Origin of the sequence: Bartonella sp. CL63NXGY (genome assembly GCF_042194905.1) — a bacterium.
In the GTDB taxonomy this organism is placed as follows: Bacteria; Pseudomonadota; Alphaproteobacteria; order Rhizobiales; family Rhizobiaceae; genus Bartonella.
Genome location: NZ_JBHINK010000001.1, coordinates 179,124 through 200,139, shown reverse-complemented (window position 1 = coordinate 200,139; position 21,016 = coordinate 179,124). Strand labels below are relative to the sequence as shown.

Sequence of the window (21,016 nt, the reverse complement as noted above, 5' to 3'; positions counted from 1 at the left end):
CACTAACTAAGTGTAGAAATGTGAAGTTGAAAAGAAAGTAAGATCTTATCGTCCCATGAAGAGAAACACGTGAAATGACGAGCAACAAGAATTGATTAAGAGAAATCAATGCGTAATCAGACTTGTGATGATCAAAGCTCTCTGTTTTCTAAGGCAATGAACATATCAATGAGGAGATGTACTATTGGAATGACGCCTTCCTTTCATCCAAGTACGCAATTCTTCAATAAGGATGGCAATAACACCGAGAGTGATAAAACTATCTGCAAGGTTGAAAATAGCAAAATAAAAAATATCATCAATATGAAAAAGTATATAATCAGTGACATGATGAAAGCGAATACGATCAATGAGATTGCCGATGGCTCCTCCAATAATAAAAATAAGGCCAAAGCGCATTAAATACTTATTATATTCAGTATTTTTCCATAACCATAGAAGGAAGATAATCACAATGATCGTGATGGCGATGATTCCCCACTGAGAAAAGGAAGAAAAAAACGAAAATGCGATGCCAGAATTGCGCACATGATAAAGGGAAAGAAAAGGAATAAGCGAAATTTCTGTTCCTAAAGGCATATTGTGCATAACCCAGTATTTGACAGCTTGATCAAGTACTACTGTAAAAGCCAAGCCCAAGAGAAGAAAAGGGAGTGATTTACGAATCATGTTTTTCCTCACATGGTTCCAGTATTAAATAGGGGCGACGGATTTCATAAAGCATAACAGCTGTTGCTACAGCTAGATTAAGCGAGTCTGCTCGTCCGCTTTGTGGAATACGCGTAAGTTTATCACACCGATTCGTAAGAAGATCTGATAATCCCTGTTTTTCATTCCCCATTAAAAGGATAATAGGGCCATTTTTGAAGTCAAGAGTGCGATAATCCAGAGATCCTTTGAGGTGTGTTCCAACGATCATACCTTTAAAGTGAGAAGACCAGTTTAAAAAGGCGCTTTCATCAAAACGATAAAGTGGTACAGAGAAAATAGATCCCATGGTTGCACGGACCGTTTCAGGCGAGAAAGGGTCTGTTGTTTCACCAATTAAAATAACACCTTTAGCACCTACAGCATCAGCGGTTCGAATAATGGTACCAAGGTTTCCAGGATCACGCACACGATCAAGCGCGATGTAAACATCTTTAATCTGTCCTTTTATCATTTCAAAAGAGTGCCATTTTTGCTTGAAAATACCAATAACTGTTTGTGGGTTATCGCGTCGGGTAAGTGATTCCATAACTTTTTGTGAGGCTTTAATAACAAAACCACCGTTGGCTACAGCACGTGCGGCAGTATTTTCGATAGTAGCATTACCGATTTTACTTTTAGAAAAAATAAGCGTCTGTATTGTCCAGCCAAGATTGAGAGCATCAATGACCAATTTCAATCCTTCTGCCATGAAAAGACTTTCTCTATTACGGTTTTTCTTTTGGCTAAGTGCTTTAAGATCTTTTATGATGGGGTTGCTAAGAGAGGTAATTTCTTTCACTCTACCAGTTTTGGGTCTACACATATTCAAGCAATCCAACGGCTAAAAAGAGAAGTAGAAAGAGCACGTCCTGCAACTTCTTCACGCAAAATGAGTTCTCCTGATTCGACTGTACCACCAAGATTTACAAATGCATCACGCATTAAAGCATGAAGTGCAAAGAAGGAAGCACGAATAGAATAAGCTGTAAGGACAACAGAGAGCGGTTTATCAGAGAGAAGTTTACGACAATTTGTGATCATGGCGGGTAAATGATCAAACAGTTGCCAAATTTCACCATGGGGTCCACGCCCATAAGCAGGGGGATCAAGAAGAATCATATCATAGCTTTTTTTACGACGCAGTTCACGCTCGACAAATTTCATAGCATCATCGCAAATCCAGCGAATAGAATGATCTGGTAATCCTGCTCTTTCTTGATTAGCTTTTGCCCACGCAATGGCTTTTTTAGAAGCATCAACATGGGTAACATTCGCACCCGCTCGTGCTCCAATCAAAGAGGCAATACCTGTATAGCCAAAAAGATTCAACAATTTTATAGGGCGTTTGGCTTGAACAATTTGTTCTTCCATAGAGCGCCAATGGGCATCTTGTTCAGGAAAAACCCCCACATGACGAAAGGAAGTAAAACGGCCTAGAAAAGACAATCCATTCCAAGCAAGAGCCCATGTTTCATCAAGTGGCTTTTTAGGAAAATGCCAACGCCCAACCCCTTCTTCATCAAGGTTTCCTGTGAAAATAGCATCAACATCAGCCCATTGTTGTTGAGGTAAAGCGGGTTTCCATAGTGCTTGACCTTCTGGTCGAATAATGCGGTAAGCTCCATAACGTTCTAATTTTTGTCCATGACCAGAATCAATGAGAGCATAGTTTTCGCTTATACCCGTTTCTAAAATAAGGGGCAACTTTTCCTGCGGATATCTATTGTTATGGGAGGATTGAAAGTATTGTGCGGGCATGTTTTGTATCACGGTATATGAGGTATAAAAAGATATTATAAAGCTCTTAAATGTTTCGTAAAAGTGCAAAAAAGCTAAAGTCAATTAAAACATGTATAAAAAAAGAAAAAGAGCACTTTTAACTCTGTACTGAATATAAAATACTAAAGAGAAAAGATTTCATTTAAATACCATTACACCAGATTTGTGATAGATGTTTTCAATTTTTCAATCTCGGCTTTACTTTTTTTGAGAGCTTTTTTGTATTTGTGATAGGAAAACCAACTTATCAGATTTCCTAATAAAATACCAAAACCAAAGAAAATAAAGAGCCATATAAAGAGGGGAGCATGATAAGTAAAACTTTCAGGATTTGCTCGAAAAGGATCAAGGGTTAACGGAACCATTTGACGATTAGCCACGATAAAAACAATCAAAACCGCTGCGAGAATCACACCGATACTTGTTAGAAGAATACGTTTAATTATCATAAGTTTCTCACTGATTAAGACGGTCGCGTAAATCCTTGCCAGTTTTAAAAAAAGGAATCCACTTTTCTTCAACAGAAACAGCTTCACCTGTTCGTGGATTACGTCCATTACGGGCTGAACGGCTTTTTACAGAAAAAGCTCCAAATCCACGAAGTTCAACGCGATTGCCATTTGCAAGTGCTGTTGCAATTTCCTCAAAAATAGCGTTTACAATATTCTCCACATCCCGTTGAAAAAGATGCGGGTTATGACGAGCGATAATTTGCACAAGCTCTGATTTTACCACAATAGCCTCACTTTCACACAAAAAAATTTTGTAATTGTGCACTCCATGCATATTACAATATATAAACGGATAAAAGCAAAATAAAATCAAGAAAAAACAAATTGCAAGAAACAAAATTTGAAAATACCTTCTATAAAGGTTATACAGATTAAAAATGCGGAGTATTTAAGAGATCAGGAGAGTATGTCCGTACACAATCATTATGAAGCCTTTTCAACGCAATCATCTTGTGGAGATGTTTTAAAAAAAGCATCCCGTCATTCGCGTCGCATTAGCATATTAAAAATCTTTTTACCTCTCTTAGCGTTGATTTCAGCGCTGGTTTTTTGCTGGTTTACGTTTTTCTTGGTTCCCATTACTTCTGATTCTATGCCTTTGAACAATGGAGAAAGTGGCGTGATGAATTTGACGATGCTCAATCCAAAATTAGAAGGGTATACGCGTGCTCATGAACCTTATTGGCTTAAAGCAGAAAAGGCATTTCAAGACCATACACACGCTGGAATGATTGGGTTGCAAAACATTACAGCTAGAGCATTTATGGGCCAACAAAGACAGATTTTTCTCGCAGCACAAGGGGGGGTTTACGATAACATTAATGGTTTTTTACAGTTGGACAAGCCATTCACCATTACGACGAATGATGGGATGATGGTACAATTTATGTCAGCTAGTATTAACTTATCCGAGGGACAGTTAAAAACAGATCAACGTGTTAATATTCAGCAAGCCGGTTTTCATCTTGCCGCAAACGCCTTACAAATTCGAGAAAAAGGAAAAAACATGTATTTCCATGGTGGAGTGCATTTAGTGCTTCAAAAGCAATAACGCAATATCAATACAAATCTTTAAAGGATATTTATAAAGAGAAGTATGTGTATATACAAACAAAAGAATTGAAATAATGAAATCGTATAAAAGATGGATAGGTGTGATGTTGGCTTTTAGCATGGGAATGTTAGGAGGAGGAGCAGTTTTAGGATATGCTGAAGTGGCCCATTTTGGAATAAGTCTATCAAGCGATAAAGAACCGGTAGAACTTCATGCAGATTCTTTGGAAATACGTGATAAAGAAGGGATAGCGCTTTTTAAGGGTGATGTTTCAGTGGTGCAAGGTGAACGTCTTTTAAGAACGGCAGAATTAGTTGTTTACTACGATAAAGCATATAAAGAAATTGATAAAAATCAGGAAAATACAAAGGCATCATCTGTTTCTTTATTTGGTTCGTCGAGTATACAAAAAATGGAAGCTTTAGGAAAAGTTTATATAAAAATTGCTACGCAAGTTGCTACGGGTGATAAAGGCGTTTTTGATGGAAAGTCAAAAATGATGAGTTTGACAGGGAATCATGTTGTGTTAACTGATGGTGACAATGTGGCAACCGGGTGCAAACTAACGGCAAATATGGAAAGCGGAAAGGCTTTTTTAGAAGGTTGTGAGACACCTAAGAAAAAAGGTCGTGTTTCTATTATTTTAAAACAAAATCAAAAGAATGGTCATTAAGATTTCATGTTTGGAATCAAAATAAAAAAACAGACCGATAGGTATAATCTTGAAAGTGAAGCTTCAAAAAACCCCTTAAAAGGGACCTTGATTGCCAGTAATTTGATTAAAGTTTATCGAGGAAGGCGAACTGTTAATGGTGTTTCTTTTGGCATTCGTACGGGAGAAGCCGTTGGCATTTTAGGGCCCAATGGGGCAGGTAAAACAACTTGTTTTTATATGGTTACGGGGCTTATAAAATCTGATGGAGGATCCATTAAAATTGATGGATTTGATATTACGCATCTTCCGATGTATCGACGTGCGCGTTTAGGTATTGGATATCTTCCACAGGAAGCGTCTATTTTTCGTGGTCTTTCAGTAGAAAATAACATTAAAGCTGTTTTAGAGGTCGTTGAAAAAGATCGCCTTAAACAGCGTGAAGAGTTAGATAGCCTTTTACATGAATTTAAAATTGATCATTTACGTAAAATGTCTGCACTTTCGTTATCTGGAGGTGAACGTCGGCGACTTGAAATTGCGCGCGCTTTAGCTTCTCGTCCCCATTTTATGTTACTTGATGAACCATTTGCAGGAATTGATCCTATCGCTATTTTCGATATTCAACAACTTATTCGTCATTTAACGAAGCGTGGCATTGGTGTTTTAATAACGGATCATAATGTGCGTGAGACATTAGGGCTTGTCGACCGCGCTTATATTATTCATACAGGGCGCGTGTTAGTTCACGGTTGTCCTAACGATATTATCAACAACGTTGATGTACGCAGAATTTATTTAGGAAATCAGTTTTCTCTTTGATTTTACAGCTTTCACGAGTTTCCATTTAAGTTTAACCAAACATTATTACTGAAAATCTCCTTATTTATGCCAAAACTTCTTTTATGACTATAACCTTAGAATGTTTTTATTGAGTGGTGAAAAAAGCTTCATCATTAAAGAGTTAGTTTTTTTTTATAAGTTTAGCTTACTCATGATTGTATCATAGAAAAGATATCACTAGATTAACGTGATAATGAGTGATAAATGAAACTCTCAATAAATGCGTGTGTTATTGAAAGGTAAGAGATGTTTATCATATTTTTCTCTGTAATATATCGATGATGCTGGTTTAGGTATTTTAATAGGAGCGCCGGTTATTCAATAGGAGTTGTCGTATTTTATTGGTTTATATGGCCCTATTAAAAAATAGGAGCTTGACTACAGATATCAGGCTAAATCTATAAATCTTTTAAAATAACCATTAAATCTCTAAAAACCTTTATATTCTTGTTATAAGGCGGTATTCAAGCTATACAGTAATTTTCAAAGTAAAGGTCCATTTTGCTCAGTATGCTTTTCATCTTAATTTAAGGGATCATTTTTAAGGAAAGAAAAACTCTGATAGCGAATTATACATCAATTCTTATGACAAGTTTAATAAATTTATGAATAATGACCTTTTCTAGAGTCGTAAGGAAATTAACTTTATGAACAACTTCATTTCTTTGTTTTCTCATGCCGTTAATGAGGAGCTAAATACTATTTATTGTTGTGTTAAAAGTGATATGACATGTATTGAGTTATCATCCGTTATAAATTGAAAAATAAAAACACATGCGATGTTGCGAAAAGTGAAAGAACATTAAGTATCTATACCGTTTATAGGTTTATTGATGAGCATTTGAGCGTGTAAGAGGAAAATTAAAGTATGAATTTGAGTGAGTTAATAGCACCGGAAGCGATCATTCCGGCTCTTAAGGCTAATTCGAAAAAACAAGTTCTACAAATTTTAGCCGAAAAGGCTTCTAAGCTGACAGGTCTTAGTGAGCATGTAATTTTTGATGTTGTTTTGCAACGCGAGAAGCTTGGTTCAACGGGTTTGGGTGGTGGTATTGCGATTCCTCATGGGAAATTACCTGATATTGATCGGATTGTTGGTATATTTGCACGTCTTGAAAGTCCTGTTGATTTTGAAGCTCTCGATGACGAACCTATAGATCTCGTTTTTCTCCTTTTGGCACCTGAAAATGCTGGTGCAGATCACTTAAAAGCTTTATCTCAGATTGCACGTGTTTTGCGCCATGCTGATGTTGTGCAAAAGTTGCGCAATACGCATAATGCCAATGCGCTTTATGCTTTATTGATTCAAACTTCAGAATCAAATGCAGCTTAAAAGGTATTATGAGCGTATAAATTGCGAGGTATGCACCACAGAGCGTAGGAAATAATATAATTTGCATCTTAAGACTAATAACAAAAGGTTATGTCATGAGATTTAAAAAAAATCATTTCTAAGTGAACCTTCTTTTTAAAGAGCAAGCAACAAAAACGAAGGAGTTGTCCTTTCTTGTTCTCGTATATTAAAGCACCTAATTATTATGTTCATGGATTCTTTTATCCTATTATACTATAAAAACACTATCATTTGAGGTGTGGTGAGATAAATTCTGGAAATCTTCTTGATATATTAAGTGCTTTTAGAGTGCGTGGTAAATATTTTTAAGCAGGATTTGTCTGTAGAGCCTTTAGTTAAGTGAATCACATGAGTGGAAAGGCAAGGGGAACTCGACTCAACAAGAATCCAAACTTCTTATACACCAAATTGGGTTAAAAATCTTCACCCTCTGAGGGTGGGAAAGAAATCAATAGAAAAGTTTATTCGTGCATTGAATTTTTTAGTAAATTAAATTTTGGTACTTAGGGATAATATTATTAAGATTCAAGTAGAAAATAGGGGATATTGTATCCTGTGTGTGTCAATATATTGATTTATAAAGATAATTTACTGTTTTACATGTTGAATGAGAGATCCGAATATCATAAGATTCCCTCATGCCGAACCTATTTATGTTGAATCAATCAAAACCATTCACTTACACGATTACAATTAAGGAAAGCCGTGTGGATAAGACTGTATAAGACAAGGAGTAAAAATGCTTCTTATGAACCGTCTCAAATGCCAAGGGCTGTAGCAATATTGGAAGCTGGCAAAGTGTGATTAAGTATGATTTAGATGTCAGCTGTTGTATAAAGCTCATACTAAAAAATAATTTTGTACGGTAAGAATGAAAACTATACCTTTAGGTTGGGTGAAAGAGTTTTTATGCATAAGAAGATTTATTCAAGTGTCTTTAATTGATTAAAATGTTGTTTAAAAAACGGTAATGTTAGAACTTCTATAGAAAAAAGTTTTATATTTCTTGTTATAAATTACTGAGAAATAAGATAAGAGAACTTGTCAAAAAATTCTTAAAACGTTTTTGGTAACAGGAAGAAAGGAATTGTCTAATACATTTAAAATAATATGTTTAAGCTATTATAAGCTACTAGAATCACTTTAGAACTTAAAATTGGAGATGAAATATATAGGAAGAGTTAATAGGAGCAAAAGAAACAAAGTTACATGTAGTTGTTGAGACAAAATCTAGTACTTTATGTTTCATGACCAATGTAGTGATAATAGTCTATTATTTTTTTAAGATATTTTGAAGATTATGAAAAGGCGATATGGGAACGATGTTGAATACGAAGTATGAATGCACTATAATGGATAAAAGGTGAGGTATTTACGAACATAAATGTATTGAATGTGTGAAGTCGAGAAGTGATATTCGCAAGGCTGTGAAATTTTTGGGGAGGTCAGGGTGTGTTTGCAAAATTTTGCAGCAGATTTCTTGTGATATTAAAGAGTATAGTTTATTTCTTAACAGAGTGGTAGTGTATTTTCATCTCGTTTTGAAGTTCTATTGCTTAAAGAAATCGTTTTTTATACAAAAACGAAATGAGTAGCATAAAATGAAAATGTTATTTTTTAATGTGGTTATTGAATAAGAAGTTTATATTTTGGTAACACCTAAAAGGTCACAATGAAACGTAGAGATCTATTTTAATTGGTGTGAAAATATTTTGCTTATTGGAAGAATTAGGACAGTGATACATGAGTATCGAGTTTTTTTTGAATTTTTCCAATGAAGAGAATCTTGTTAGAGACTAAAGAAGTGAGCTAAATAAAGATGTTTGAAAAGACTGTTATTGCTGCATCTGTAATGGTTCTGGTTACAGCTGGGGCAGCATGTGCACAAACGCCAAATCGTTTAAATCAATTTGAAGCATGGGGGGTCTATTCTTATAAATCGCCCCAAAATACGATTTGCTATGTGTTATCGGTACCTTTGAAGGCTCTTCCAACGACGGTTAATCATGGTGATAATTTTTTCTTAATTACCAAGCGTTCTCATTCACCTGTTTCGTTCGAACCGCAGTTTATGGCTGGTTATACGCTTCAAGAAGGATCGAGAGTGACAGTGACCATTGGAAATAAGGACTTTAATTTTTTCACGAAGGATTCCTCAGCTTGGTTGGCGTCATCAGAGCTAGAAAAGCAGCTTGTTTCTGCTATACGTGCTGGAAACAATATGACAGTGCAAGCGATATCAAAAAGAGGAACGCATACCACCTACACTTATTCCTTAAAAGGGGTCACTGCTGCATTAAACACAGCTCAAAAGTGCCATTAAGGTTTCGATAACTTCTAAAATAGTGATGTGAATTGGAAAGCAATGGCCATTTCCTATGACCTTAGACCAGTTGGTTCATGTTTTGCACGAAAAACAGATAATGTGGTCGTGAAGGAGAGTTCTAAGCTCTCTTTAATTGGTTTGTCGCAAGATGAAATGATACAAGCTTTAAAGACAGTTGGTGTACCAGAGCATCAGACGCGTATGCGTATGCGTCAGCTTTGGCATTGGCTTTATGTGCGTGGTGTTTCAAATTTTGATGAGATGCTGAATATTTCTAAAGCAATGCAAGAAACACTTAAGTGTCATTTTTCCATTATGCGTCCAGAAATTGTTGGAGAACAAATATCAAAAGACGGTACACGTAAATGGCTTTTACGTTTTCCTGCACGTGGAGCTGGAAGACCTGTTGAAATTGAAACGGTTTATATCCCTGAAGAAGGACGCGGTACTTTATGTCTTTCATCGCAAGTAGGGTGTACGTTAACCTGCTCTTTTTGCCATACGGGAACGCAGATGCTTGTTCGTAATCTGACCGCAGAAGAGATTTTGGCACAACTATTGGTTGCACGTGATTGTTTGGGTGATTTTCCTGATAAGAATACCCCTGATGGAGCAATTGTTCCCATTGAAGGACGAAAAATTACCAATATTGTTATGATGGGAATGGGAGAACCTCTTTATAATTTTGAAGCTGTTAAAAAAGCTTTATTGATTGCCTCTGATGGCGATGGCCTTTCTTTATCAAAACGTCGAATTACGCTTTCAACTAGTGGGGTTGTTCCTGGAATTATCCGAACCGGAGAAGAAATTGGTGTTATGTTAGCAATTTCACTCCACGCAGTACACGATACACTAAGGGATATGCTTGTTCCCATTAATAAAAAATATCCGCTTGCTTTACTAATGGAGGCTTGCCGTAATTATCCTGGTCTTTCCAATGCAAAACGAATCACATTTGAATATGTTATGTTGAAAGATATCAATGATAGTTTAGATGATGCTAAGCGATTGATTCAGTTATTGAAAGGGATTCCTGCTAAGATTAATTTAATCCCTTTTAATCCGTGGCCAGGGAGTAATTATCAGTGTTCTGATTGGGAGCAAATCGAGCGTTTTGCTGATGTCGTTAATCAAGCGGGCTATGCTTCTCCTATTCGGATACCGCGTGGACGCGATATTTTAGCTGCATGTGGACAGCTTAAATCAGCTTCAGAGCGCTTACGTAAATCTGAACGGTTACGACTTGAAAATGCCATTGGTCATTAGTTAACGCAATTTTCAGCGATATCGAGGCCTATGCTTTTTTTCAGTAAATCATCATATAATAGCATGTGTGAGACAGAGATTAAGATAGATAAGTGCTAGACGAACAGTCTCAGCTTTTATATGCTAAATGGGGTAAGATATTGTCTATAGTCTGTTTGCATAATCTCTGAAATAAGAAGGAAGCCTAATTTAGAGGGAATATGAGGTCTTAAGGATTGTAACTAATTTTTACCTTATTATCATACTCTTTAATTCGGTTTTATGTCTTTTAAAAGCATCTACGGTAATATCTTTTAAAAAGTGGAGATGGTGCACTGCCTCATGCTTTTGTTTATTACGTTCTTTAATAAGATCACGCTTCACAAGCACAACAGAGGATCTAAAATATAAATACCATTATGTTGTCCATTGATATGTTTTTTAGGTATCTCTGAGTGCACTCTTCATATCACGACAATGCCTGTGAAGAGTATAACAAAAAGGCTCTGTGAAATGTACTATACTCCTACACCTTTATGTTTAATAAAGGTGTAAGTTGATACCACCATTCTATTTTTTAGCTCCCAATGTTGTAAACAGCTTTTGGCACTTAAGATGGTTCATAAGAGGTATTTTTATTCTTTTCTTAGACAGTTTTTATCCATACGAAAACTCCAGCTTCGCTTGTGATGTACAAAGGAAAGGTATTATTTTATTCAACATAAACGGGTTTGAAATGAAAAAATCTTATAATATTTGTTTTTTTATTTAAATTAAAAGCGATACATTACACATATAAATCAATGTTTTGTAACGATAAGGAGATGGAGGGCAAAGCTGGTAAAAGTACCAGCAATAAGCCAGTCGAGAAAGCGAATATAAAGAGGGTTCTTTTTGAGAGTTTTGGTAAGTTTATGCGCTGTAAAAACGATTGCAATTGTAATGGGGAAAGAAATAGGAATATAAGAGAGTCCTAAAAAGAGCAATTTTTGTGTTGCCATAGGATCATTCGCATTGATAAATTGTGGTAAGAATGTCGCGTTAAAGAGTATAACTTTAGGATTGAGAAGATTAATTCCAATACCAGCAAGATAATTACGTTTAGCGCTTTGAGATTTAGAAGATGTCTGTTCAAAGGAAAAAGTGGGGTTTCTCCGTAACGCTTGAAAGGAAAACCATAAAAGATAAAAGGCGCCAACAATTTTCAGAAGAACAAAAGTATGTGGTGCAGCAAAAATAAGCGCTGATAAGCCAAGTGCTACAGCGGTAACCTGAATGGCAAACCCTGTTGCACTACCCAAGGCGCACATAATTCCAGCTTTTTTGCTTTGTGTAATGGTTCGTCCTACAGAAAGCATCATATCTGGTCCTGGAATAAGTGCTAAAATCAACGATGCTAAAGCAAATTGTACAACAATAGACCACTCCGGTAGAAATGACACGTAAATCTCCTTTTATTTTTAAGCAGTGTTCACTATTTATACTTTGAGGCACTTTTATTTACGCTTTTTACGTCTTTTTAATGTTGCTTAAAAAGAATTTATTTTTATATTTCTTGTATCGTTTTGATTTTTGGGTAGAAATAAAAAAAGTAGCTCATATAGAACGTTAAAATGAAAAAGTGGCAAAATATTAGAAAAGTTGTTTTGGCTTATTCAGGTGGATTGGATACGTCAATTATTCTTAAATGGTTGCAAAGTACGCTAGGCGTTGAAGTTGTAACTTTTACAGCAGATTTGGGGCAGGGGGAAGAGCTGGAACTTGCTCGTCGTAAAGCTGAAATGCTAGGTGTTAAAGAAATTTATATTGAAGATTTGCGTGAAGAATTTGTGCGTGATTTTGTTTTTCCGATGTTTCGAGCCAATACCATTTATGAGGGGACTTATCTTTTAGGAACATCAATTGCACGTCCACTTATTTCAAAACGCCTTATTGAAATTGCTAAGGAAACAGGGGCTGATGCGATTGCTCATGGAGCAACAGGAAAAGGCAATGATCAGGTACGCTTTGAGCTTTCCGCTTATGCGCTTAATCCTGATATAAAGATTATTGCTCCATGGCGTGATTGGGATTTTAAGAGTCGGACAGATCTCTTTGAATTTGCTCGTATTCATCAAATTCCTGTAGAAAAGGATAAGCAAGGTGAAGCGCCTTTTTCAGTGGATGCAAATTTATTGCATTCTTCATCAGAAGGAAAGATTTTAGAAGATCCAGCACTTCCTGCTCCTGAATATGTCCATATGCGTACTCTTTCGCCGGAAGATGCTCCAGATCAAGCAACCAGAATTACTCTTGGCTTTAAAAAAGGCGATGCTGTTTCAATCAATGGAAAAAATTTATCTCCTGCAACTTTACTTGCAGAATTAAATCATTATGGGCGCGATAATGGTATTGGTCGGTTAGATTTGGTAGAAAATCGCTTTGTGGGTATGAAATCGCGGGGTATTTATGAAACACCAGGGGGGACCATTCTTTTGACGGCTCACAGAGCGATAGAATCTTTAACACTAGATCGTGGTGCAGCTCATTTGAAAGATGAATTGATGCCACGTTATGCAGAACTCATTTATTATGGATTTTGGTTTTCGCCGGAACGTAAGATGTTGCAGGCAGCTATTGATTTATCTCAAGAACATGTTGAAGGTGAAGTCACGTTAAAGCTTTATAAGGGGAATGTAATTATTGAAGGGCGCCAAAGTAAAAAATCACTTTATTCTAGTGAGTTGGTAACTTTCGAGGATGATCAAGGTGTTTATGATCAAAGAGATGCAACTGGTTTTATTAAATTAAATGCTCTACGTTTGCGTACATTAGCAATGCGTCATCAAGGTGATAAAGAAAAGAAATAGAAAATTACGGTGACAAGTGTAATATGGATTAGTGCTTTTGTATGAAATGCCTAGTTTAAGCATTTTTCTGTTGGTTTTTACCGTTCTTTCGTTCAATACTAGAAGCTTATCTTCTGCGCTAATAAATATAATAAGCAAAACCCATGATAATAATAGCAATGAAGGCTTCGATAATCAAAACAAGTCAATTTTGCTTTATAATATTGAATGTTTTTGATTTTTATCAGAACAAAACATGTTTATAACGAGGGCGGTTTTTGTATTGTGACTTAAGAGTATAAAGAAATTTTCATCTTTTTGCTTGCTATTATTGACGAATAAATTCAAGAACCATACACCCTATTTTAAAAGAGTGTAATTTTTAGGATAAATAATGATGCGTGATCAGTGTGATACCCTCAACCTTACGCCTGAATTAAAAGATGCAGCTTCTCAATCGAGAACTTGGCCATTTGAAGAAGCACGTAAGATTATCAAACGGTATGAAAAAACGGGTTATCCAGACAATGTGATATTTGAAACAGGTTATGGCCCTTCTGGTTTACCGCATATTGGAACTTTTGGGGAAGTTGCACGTACAACCATGGTGCGTCATGCATTTCATATTCTCACGGAGAATAAAGTAAAAACAAAATTACTTTGTTTTTCTGATGATATGGATGGTTTGCGCAAGGTTCCTGAGAATGTGCCTGATCGCGAAAGGATGGAACATTATCTTGGTCAACCGTTGAGTCGTGTACCCGACCCTTTTGGAGATGATTATCCTTCTTTTGGGGCAGCGAATAATGCGCGGTTACGGGCTTTCCTTGATCGTTTTGGTTTTGATTATGAATTTGCAAGTGCTACGGATTATTACAATTCTGGTCGTTTTGATGAAACACTTTTGAAAATCCTTGCCTGTTATGACAAGGTTATGGCAATTATTTTACCAACATTAGGTGAAGAACGGCAAGCGACCTATTCACTCTTTCTACCGATTTCTCCCTTTTCTGGAAAAGTATTACAGGTACCGATGATTGCGCGTAATGTTGAAAAAGGTACAGTCACTTATATTGAGCCAGAAACAGGAGAAACCATAGAAACAGAGGTTACGGGGGGCAAAGTTAAGTGTCAGTGGAAGGTAGATTGGGCAATGCGTTGGACAGCACTTAGCATTGATTATGAAATGGCCGGAAAAGACCTTATCGATTCCACAAATCTTTCTTCTAAAATTTGTAAAGTATTAGGTGGAAACCCCCCAGAAGGATTCAACTATGAGCTCTTTTTAGATGAGAAAGGGCAGAAAATTTCCAAATCCAAGGGAAATGGCTTAACCATTGATGAATGGCTTACTTATGCTCCAACAGAGAGTTTAGGGCTTTATATGTTTTCAAAGCCTAAAACAGCAAAAAGGCTTTATTTTGATGTCATTCCTAAAGCGGTTGATGAATACTATGCGCATCTTTCAGCCTATGGTCGCCAAGAATGGAAAGAGCGTCTGAATAATCCTGTATGGCATATTCATAATGGTTGTCCGCCGCAGGTTGATTTGCCTGTATCCTTTGCGATGCTCCTAAATTTGGTAAGTGCTTCAAATGCGGAGAATGCAGAAGTTCTTTGGGGTTTTATTTCTCGTTACGCTAAAGGAGCAAATGCACAAACTTATCCAGAACTTGATCAATTGGTGAAGTTTGCTATTAAATATTTTGATGTTTTTGTTAAACCAAACAAGAAATTTCGTATACCAGATGATAGCGAACGAGAAACATTAGCACAAATTGATGAAAAATTAGCTCATTTACCTGAAACTGTTGATGGCAACATATTACAAAATATGCTTCTTGATGTTGCACGATTAACGGAACGTTATCAAGATCATAGCAAAAAAAGCCCTGAAGGTGGGCCTGGTGTTTCTAATGTTTTTTTTCAAATGTTGTATGAAGTCCTTCTTGGACAAGAGCGAGGTCCACGATGGGGATCATTTATAGCGCTTTATGGGATTAATGAAATGCGTGCACTGATTGCTGAAACACTTGCACGGCCGACGGAGGAATAATGGAACGAAGAGTGCAGGAAGTAAAGCGACGCCGTACATTTGCAATTATTGCTCACCCAGATGCGGGGAAAACAACATTAACAGAAAAGCTTTTATTGTTTGGTGGTGCTATTCAACTTGCAGGAGAAGTAAAAGCCAAAAAAGATCGTATTCAAACCCGTTCTGATTGGATGAATATTGAGCGTGATCGTGGTATTTCCGTTGTGACTTCGGTGATGACGTTTGAATATGAAAATCATATTTTTAATCTCCTAGATACCCCAGGACATGAGGACTTTGCGGATGATACGTATCGCACTCTCACAGCTGTTGATAGTGCTATCATGGTATTGGATGGGGCCCGCGGGATTGAGCCTAGAACATTAAAATTGTTTGAAGTGTGTCGGATGCGGGATATTCCTATTGTTACGTTTATCAATAAAATGGATCGTGAGGCACGTGATCCTATAGAGCTTTTAGATGAAATTGAAGAAAAGCTTGCTCTTGATACCGCGCCTATAACATGGCCAATTGGGTCGGGTAAAGATTTTGTTGGTACCTATGACCTTCATCATAATCGTTTTCGTCAAAAAGATGATGAGATAATACAGCAGATAGTTTCAAATCCCAGAGAGGTTGTCCATTTACTCCCTGAATATCAACGTTCAACTTTTATTGAAGGGGTAGAACTTGCTCAAAGTGTTTGCAAGAATTTTGATCTGCAAGCTTTCCGTGAAGGTCATATGACACCGGTTTATTTTGGTTCAGCTTTGCGAAATTTTGGTGTTCGTGATTTGATCAATGCGCTTATAGATTTTGGTCAAAGTCCTCGTGATCAAAGTGCAGATCAGCGCAATGTCATAGCAACTGAACCTAAAATGACGGGATTTGTTTTTAAAATTCAAGCGAATATGGACCCTAATCATCGTGATCGTATTGCATTTTTTCGGGTATGTTCGGGAACGCTTGAACGTGGTATGAAAACAAAGTTGGTTCGAACAGGAAAACCGATGACACTTTCGGCTCCACAATTTTTCTTTGCGCGTTCGCGCCAAATTGCTGATCAAGCCTATGCTGGTGATATCGTAGGGATCCCTAATCATGGAACATTGCGTATCGGCGATACTTTGACTGAAGGAGAAGATATCCTCTTTAAGGGAGTACCGAATTTTGCACCAGAGATTTTGCGTCGTGTTTGTTTAGGCGATCCAATGAAAGCAAAAAAGCTCAAAGAAGCTTTGCAACAAATGGCTGAAGAAGGGGTTGTACAATTGTTTATTCCTGATGATGGGTCGCCTTCTCTCATTGGTGTTATTGGTGCTTTGCAAATTGATGTCTTAAAAGAACGATTAAAAATAGAATATTCTTTGCCAGTGAATTTTGAGTCTGCGCGCTTTAATTTATGCCGTTGGATTTCAGCGCAGAGCAAAGATGAGTTGCAAAAGTTTCTCAGCAATCACCGCTCTGCTATTGCGTATGATTTAGAAGGTGATCCAGTTTTTTTAGCGGAGAACCATTTTTCATTGAATTATGAGGCAGAAAGAGCTCCTAAAATAAAATTTTCTGCTTTTAAAGATTATCAAGTACGCTCTTAAAATAAAGAAAAATCTTTTCTACAATAATTTGATTTATAATGATAATTTATCGTTTTTTATATGGGAACAATCAAAATCATTTGTTTAAAAATCATAAGTAGGATTGGTGTGTGCGTAAAACACTTGAAGCAAGAAATACAATACCTCTTATAGATCTTCTCTATAGCCAAGAGCTTTCAAAATATTGGGTGAGGGTAAAAACGATGATGGTGGTTATAGCGTTATGATGTAATGATGGTGGTGTGTGATGTATCTCATCCCATTCACGGAAGTTTACGTTATACTATTCATTTATATTATTTACGGGATGACATGACGAGGTAAGATCAAGTACAATGAAAAATGTCCCTTTAAAAACAAACATATAAAATTGCAACATAATGATATTTTTAGGCATTCTATTTTGCATAAGGGATGTAATCCTAGCAAGATAGAGGCTTGCACGATAAACTTTCGCAAAACTCTCTCCCTCAAAGTAATCTGTTTTCGCTGTGAAATGTGGAAATATTATTATTTTTTTCCAAGCTTTTTATGGGATTCTAAAATATTATTTATGAAACTGATTTTTTAAGTTTTGCAATATCATGATATCTATTTTTTTCTGAAAGTGATGGAGTATGTAAAGGATATTTTTAGATTGAACTGTATAAAAAATACGGTAAATTTATTTATTATTAAAAGAGTTACAGTGCACTGGTACCTCTAGAACCTTTTAAAACTTTAATATTTATTTTTATATTACCTATTTGAGTTAGAGAATAAACTGTAGCCAATTCTACGTTGAAAAATATCAGAAAAATTTTATATATTTTTTCGCGATGACTTAAGACATATAATTTATTTCGATATTTTTTAAATCTAAACTAAAAAATCTGCTTTATAAACATAGCTTTTCAGTTTTTCCTTGTATAAATATTGTATACAGTCAAAATAATACAAATAATCAATAAGCTGAAATTTGTTATCCCAAATATGAGATCATATGACCTATAAACCGCATGTCTTTTCTATTTCTCCGGGAACTGCTTTTTTGCCTCACTTTGTTGATGCACTACTTTCTGGTAGCCTTATTGATAATTTCGCTTCAAGTGGAGACATTCAAACTGCCCTTGCCGATAGCCTTATTTATGTTCCGACACGTCGTGCTGCTCGCGCTTTGCGTTTAGCCTTTGTTGAAAGAAGTGATACACAATCAACATTTTTGCCAACCATTCGTGCTCTAGGAGATGTCGATGAAGACAGTTTTCTTTTTGTTGAAAATCATACCAGCGCTCTCGATCCACCTATTGGAGAAAGCGAACGTCTTTTACTTTTAGCGCGCCTTATCCGTCCATGGCGTGAAAATTTGCCTGCGCATCTGCGTGCCATGTTTGGTACAGAAGATGTACTTATTCCGGCTCATAGTGCTGATGCGATTTGGCTTGCGCAAGATTTAGCACATTTGATGGACGAAATTGAAGCAGAAGGAGCAGATTGGTCAGAACTTAAAAATATTGCACCTGATATGGTCGCTGAATGGTGGCAAATAACGCTCGATTTCTTGACTATTGTTACGCAAAATTGGCCAAAAATCTTGAAAGAAAAACAACGAAGTAATCCCGCTGAATGGCGTAATCAAGTACTCACAATGCATGCAGAAACTTTGCGATGCATGCAGCCTGATAAACCGATCATTGCAGCTGGTGTGTCAGGTTCTATGCCCGCAGTTTCTCATCTTTTAAAGGTTATATCTTCTCTGCCCAAAGGGGCTGTTGTTCTTCCTGGTCTTGATCTTCATATGGATGAAGAACAATGGAATGCACTAAGCACAAGCAATAAAGAAAAAACAGCTTGTGATTTTTTTGATCCTGCAGAAAATGTTTTTAGCCATCCTCAATATCATTTAAAAAAACTTCTAACTCTCATGGAGTGTCAACGTCATCATGTTTGCGAAATTGGCCAACAGAGTAGCACAAAGAAAAGACGAATGGCTCTTTTATCAGAAGCACTCCGACCAGCTTCTACAACAGATAAATGGGTACAAATTGTCCGTGATGATTATGAAAATCTTTGTGCAGATTGGTCATTTATTGAAGCTATAAATGAACGTGAAGAAGCTCTTGCGATAGCTGTTACCTTACGCAAAGCTATTGAAGAACCCAAAAAAACTGCAGCCCTTATTACAAATGACCGTAATTTAGCACGCCGTGTTGCTGTGGAATTACAGCGATTTGGAATTGAAGCAAATGATTCAGGCGGAATACCACTTGCACAAACATTGCCTGTAACTCTCTTACGACTTATTTTAGAAAATGTATTGCAAGCTGATGATCCCATTGCTTTTCTTTCTCTTCTTAAACATCCCCTTACAACACTCCAACAAAACCGTCATCGTTTACGGGAAATGGCAGAAAATTTTGAACTTTTTGTTCTTCGAGGGAATACAGGGCGCATCAATCTTTGCGAGTGTGATCAATTTCTTGAAAAATGGATTGAAACATACTTTCATAATAGTTCTGAAATCAACGCTCTTGATCAGCAGAAATGTGAAGAAGCACGTCTCCTTTGTCATCTTTTGAAAAAAGCTGTTGAACCTTTAACATCTCTTATGAAACAAGAGAAAGAATGCACCATCAATGAGGCTGCAATAGCAACTGTTGAGGTTTTTGAAAATTTTGGTCGCAATGAGGATAATTCTCTTGCACATCTTTATCAACATGAAGCTGGACAAGCCCTATCAAATTTTTTGCGTGAATTGGTCAGTGATCAATCAGGATTAACATTTCATCTTTGCGAATGGCCTGCTATGTTTTCTGCCATAATAGCAACCCGTTCCGTCGCACCTTCGCCTGGAGGACATCCACGTTTATTCATCTGGGGTACTTTGGAATCGCGTTTGCAAACGGTTGATACAGTGGTCATCGGCGGTCTTAATGAAGGGTCATGGCCGATATCAACCCGAAATGATGCTTTTTTATCGCGACCGATGAAAATGATGTTAACTCTGGAACCACCAGAGCAGCGTATTGGTATTTCTGCGCATGATTTTCAATGGGCGATGGGAATGGAAAAAGTGGTGATGAGTCGCGCATTGCGCGTTAATCATACGCCTTCCATTCCTTCACGCTGGCTACAACGCATGGAAACAGTTGTAGGAAAACAGGTTTGGGAACAAATCCGTGAACGAGGTGAAATACTACGCCATTGGGCAAAGATGCTTGATCATACAAGCATAACTTCTGAGGTGGAACGTCCTTGCCCTTCTCCGCCTCTTGATATACGCCCGCGTCATTTTTCAGTTACTGAAATAGAAACATTGCGATATGATCCCTATGCTATTTATGCTAAAAAAATCTTAAGGCTCAAACCACTTAAAGAACTTATTCATGATCCTAGCGCTTCAGAACGAGGAACACTTTATCACGCTATTCTTGCAGCTTTTTGCACACAAATGAAAAATCCAAATGCTGCAAATGCACTCAGTGTACTGCTTGCTATTGGGCGTAAAGAGTTTGATAAATTCAATTTTCCACCCGATATTGAAGTAATTTGGTGGAATAGTTTTGAAAACCTTGCTCCACGCTTTATTCAATGGGAACAAAGTTTAGGACTGCGAGAGCGATATTCGGAAGTGGTATCACAGAAAATTCCTATAGGAACAACAGGAGTAACCCTTTCAGGACGTGCTGATCGTCTTGATGTTTTGCCAGATAAAACGGTTGAAGTTCTAGATTTCAAAACCGGAACCCCTCCTTCATCAAAACAAGTTCGTGAATTATTATTTCCGCAATTGGCTTTAGAAACAGCTTTACTCATACAAGGGGGCTTCCCAGATTTTCAAGATTTTACCCCCTCAAATTTATTTTACATTCCTCTTAACAAAAAAGGTGAAATTAAATCCCAATCAATTCTTTTAAAGAAAAAAGACGGAAAAACTCATCTAAGTGCTGTTGATCTTGCTGAAAATGCATGGGAAAATCTTATCGCACTCATAACTTATTATCAAAATCCACAACAAGGTTATCTCTCACATGCTGTCCCCATGTCAAAACGATATGAAGGTGACTACGACCATTTGGCTCGGTTGTGGGAATGGTCAAGTGGTTTTCATAAAGAAGAGTAAT

Annotated in this window: 17 protein-coding genes; 10 read left to right on the top strand and 7 right to left on the bottom strand. The window is 36.8% G+C overall.

Going from position 1 to position 21,016, the window contains the following annotated elements; genetic code table 11:
- Window positions 1-165: 165 nt before the first annotated feature.
- From lspA to ihfB, 5 genes are all read right to left on the bottom strand, one after another.
- Window positions 166-669, bottom strand: a complete 504-nt coding sequence (gene lspA / locus ACFIK0_RS00700) for a signal peptidase II (protein ID WP_375630620.1) — start codon at window positions 667-669, stop codon at window positions 166-168.
- Window positions 659-1,513: an RNA methyltransferase gene (locus ACFIK0_RS00695; RefSeq protein ID WP_273790183.1), complete on the bottom strand. Its 855-nt coding sequence runs from the start codon at window positions 1,511-1,513 to the stop codon at window positions 659-661. Before ACFIK0_RS00695 ends, lspA begins: the two co-directional genes overlap by 11 nt.
- A 2-nt stretch (window positions 1,514-1,515) precedes the next feature.
- Window positions 1,516-2,448, bottom strand: coding sequence for a class I SAM-dependent methyltransferase (locus tag ACFIK0_RS00690; protein WP_375637260.1), 933 nt, complete (start codon window positions 2,446-2,448; stop codon window positions 1,516-1,518).
- A 173-nt stretch (window positions 2,449-2,621) separates the two neighbouring features.
- Window positions 2,622-2,918, bottom strand: coding sequence for a lipopolysaccharide assembly protein LapA domain-containing protein (locus tag ACFIK0_RS00685; protein WP_273790185.1), 297 nt, complete (start codon window positions 2,916-2,918; stop codon window positions 2,622-2,624).
- 7 nt (window positions 2,919-2,925) lie between these two features.
- Window positions 2,926-3,204, bottom strand: a complete 279-nt coding sequence (gene ihfB, locus ACFIK0_RS00680; RefSeq protein WP_273790186.1) for an integration host factor subunit beta — start codon at window positions 3,202-3,204, stop codon at window positions 2,926-2,928.
- A 183-nt stretch (window positions 3,205-3,387) separates the two neighbouring features.
- Here ihfB and lptC point away from each other — a divergent pair, with 183 nt between their 5' ends.
- The 6 genes from lptC (at window position 3,388) to rlmN (ending at window position 10,476) form a co-directional block, all read left to right on the top strand.
- The gene (gene lptC, locus ACFIK0_RS00675; RefSeq protein ID WP_273790187.1) at window positions 3,388-4,032 is read left to right on the top strand and encodes an LPS export ABC transporter periplasmic protein LptC; all 645 of its coding nucleotides are present in this window, start codon (window positions 3,388-3,390) and stop codon (window positions 4,030-4,032) included.
- 76 nt (window positions 4,033-4,108) lie between these two features.
- Entirely contained in the window at window positions 4,109-4,708 is a 600-nt protein-coding gene (locus ACFIK0_RS00670) for an LptA/OstA family protein (RefSeq protein ID WP_375643020.1), read from the top strand.
- Window positions 4,709-4,714: 6 nt separating this feature from the next.
- Window positions 4,715-5,509 (top strand): LPS export ABC transporter ATP-binding protein, encoded by a 795-nt coding sequence (gene lptB, locus ACFIK0_RS00665; RefSeq protein WP_273790190.1) that lies wholly within the window; start codon window positions 4,715-4,717, stop codon window positions 5,507-5,509.
- A gap of 889 nt (window positions 5,510-6,398) precedes the next feature.
- Window positions 6,399-6,863 carry a PTS IIA-like nitrogen regulatory protein PtsN gene (ptsN, locus tag ACFIK0_RS00660; RefSeq protein WP_273790191.1) on the top strand — a complete coding sequence of 155 codons (465 nt, stop codon included), beginning with the start codon at window positions 6,399-6,401 and terminating at the stop codon, window positions 6,861-6,863.
- Window positions 6,864-8,703: 1,840 nt separating this feature from the next.
- Window positions 8,704-9,207 (top strand): invasion associated locus B family protein, encoded by a 504-nt coding sequence (locus ACFIK0_RS00655; protein ID WP_375663333.1) that lies wholly within the window; start codon window positions 8,704-8,706, stop codon window positions 9,205-9,207.
- Between the two features lie 42 nt (window positions 9,208-9,249).
- Window positions 9,250-10,476, top strand: coding sequence for a 23S rRNA (adenine(2503)-C(2))-methyltransferase RlmN (gene rlmN / locus ACFIK0_RS00650; RefSeq protein WP_375654291.1), 1,227 nt, complete (start codon window positions 9,250-9,252; stop codon window positions 10,474-10,476).
- A gap of 779 nt (window positions 10,477-11,255) precedes the next feature.
- On the opposite strand, the gene ACFIK0_RS00645 is transcribed toward rlmN, so the two are convergent.
- Window positions 11,256-11,897, bottom strand: coding sequence for a LysE family translocator (locus ACFIK0_RS00645; RefSeq protein ID WP_375630609.1), 642 nt, complete (start codon window positions 11,895-11,897; stop codon window positions 11,256-11,258).
- A 171-nt stretch (window positions 11,898-12,068) separates the two neighbouring features.
- On the opposite strand from ACFIK0_RS00645, the gene ACFIK0_RS00640 reads away from it, so the two are divergent.
- The 3 genes from ACFIK0_RS00640 to ACFIK0_RS00630 all read left to right on the top strand — a co-directional run bounded on the left by ACFIK0_RS00640 (window position 12,069) and on the right by ACFIK0_RS00630 (window position 16,913).
- Window positions 12,069-13,304: an argininosuccinate synthase gene (locus tag ACFIK0_RS00640; protein WP_375630607.1), complete on the top strand. Its 1,236-nt coding sequence runs from the start codon at window positions 12,069-12,071 to the stop codon at window positions 13,302-13,304.
- A gap of 373 nt (window positions 13,305-13,677) precedes the next feature.
- Entirely contained in the window at window positions 13,678-15,339 is a 1,662-nt protein-coding gene (locus ACFIK0_RS00635) for a lysine--tRNA ligase (protein ID WP_375643016.1), read from the top strand.
- Window positions 15,339-16,913 (top strand): peptide chain release factor 3, encoded by a 1,575-nt coding sequence (locus ACFIK0_RS00630; protein ID WP_375643015.1) that lies wholly within the window; start codon window positions 15,339-15,341, stop codon window positions 16,911-16,913. Before ACFIK0_RS00635 ends, ACFIK0_RS00630 begins: the two co-directional genes overlap by 1 nt.
- A gap of 547 nt (window positions 16,914-17,460) precedes the next feature.
- Here the strand turns inward: ACFIK0_RS00630 and ACFIK0_RS00625 are convergent.
- Complete coding sequence (locus ACFIK0_RS00625) at window positions 17,461-17,577, bottom strand: type II toxin-antitoxin system RelE/ParE family toxin (RefSeq protein WP_375645451.1); 117 nt, start codon at window positions 17,575-17,577, stop codon at window positions 17,461-17,463.
- 318 nt (window positions 17,578-17,895) lie between these two features.
- Between ACFIK0_RS00625 and addB the strand changes: the two genes are divergently transcribed.
- Window positions 17,896-21,015: a double-strand break repair protein AddB gene (gene addB / locus ACFIK0_RS00620; protein WP_375663332.1), complete on the top strand. Its 3,120-nt coding sequence runs from the start codon at window positions 17,896-17,898 to the stop codon at window positions 21,013-21,015.
- The last annotated feature ends 1 nt before the right edge of the window (window position 21,016 follow it).

Coding starts and splice junctions, on each gene's coding strand:
- lspA (WP_375630620.1), bottom strand. CDS start 669: ATGATTCGTAAATCACTCCCTTTTCTTCTCTTGGGCTTGGCTTTTACA.
- ACFIK0_RS00695 (WP_273790183.1), bottom strand. CDS start 1,513: ATGTGTAGACCCAAAACTGGTAGAGTGAAAGAAATTACCTCTCTTAGC.
- ACFIK0_RS00690 (WP_375637260.1), bottom strand. CDS start 2,448: ATGCCCGCACAATACTTTCAATCCTCCCATAACAATAGATATCCGCAG.
- ACFIK0_RS00685 (WP_273790185.1), bottom strand. CDS start 2,918: ATGATAATTAAACGTATTCTTCTAACAAGTATCGGTGTGATTCTCGCA.
- lptC (WP_273790187.1), top strand. CDS start 3,388: ATGTCCGTACACAATCATTATGAAGCCTTTTCAACGCAATCATCTTGT.
- ACFIK0_RS00670 (WP_375643020.1), top strand. CDS start 4,109: ATGAAATCGTATAAAAGATGGATAGGTGTGATGTTGGCTTTTAGCATG.
- lptB (WP_273790190.1), top strand. CDS start 4,715: ATGTTTGGAATCAAAATAAAAAAACAGACCGATAGGTATAATCTTGAA.
- ptsN (WP_273790191.1), top strand. CDS start 6,399: ATGAATTTGAGTGAGTTAATAGCACCGGAAGCGATCATTCCGGCTCTT.
- ACFIK0_RS00655 (WP_375663333.1), top strand. CDS start 8,704: ATGTTTGAAAAGACTGTTATTGCTGCATCTGTAATGGTTCTGGTTACA.
- rlmN (WP_375654291.1), top strand. CDS start 9,250: ATGGCCATTTCCTATGACCTTAGACCAGTTGGTTCATGTTTTGCACGA.
- ACFIK0_RS00640 (WP_375630607.1), top strand. CDS start 12,069: ATGAAAAAGTGGCAAAATATTAGAAAAGTTGTTTTGGCTTATTCAGGT.
- ACFIK0_RS00635 (WP_375643016.1), top strand. CDS start 13,678: ATGATGCGTGATCAGTGTGATACCCTCAACCTTACGCCTGAATTAAAA.
- ACFIK0_RS00630 (WP_375643015.1), top strand. CDS start 15,339: ATGGAACGAAGAGTGCAGGAAGTAAAGCGACGCCGTACATTTGCAATT.
- addB (WP_375663332.1), top strand. CDS start 17,896: ATGACCTATAAACCGCATGTCTTTTCTATTTCTCCGGGAACTGCTTTT.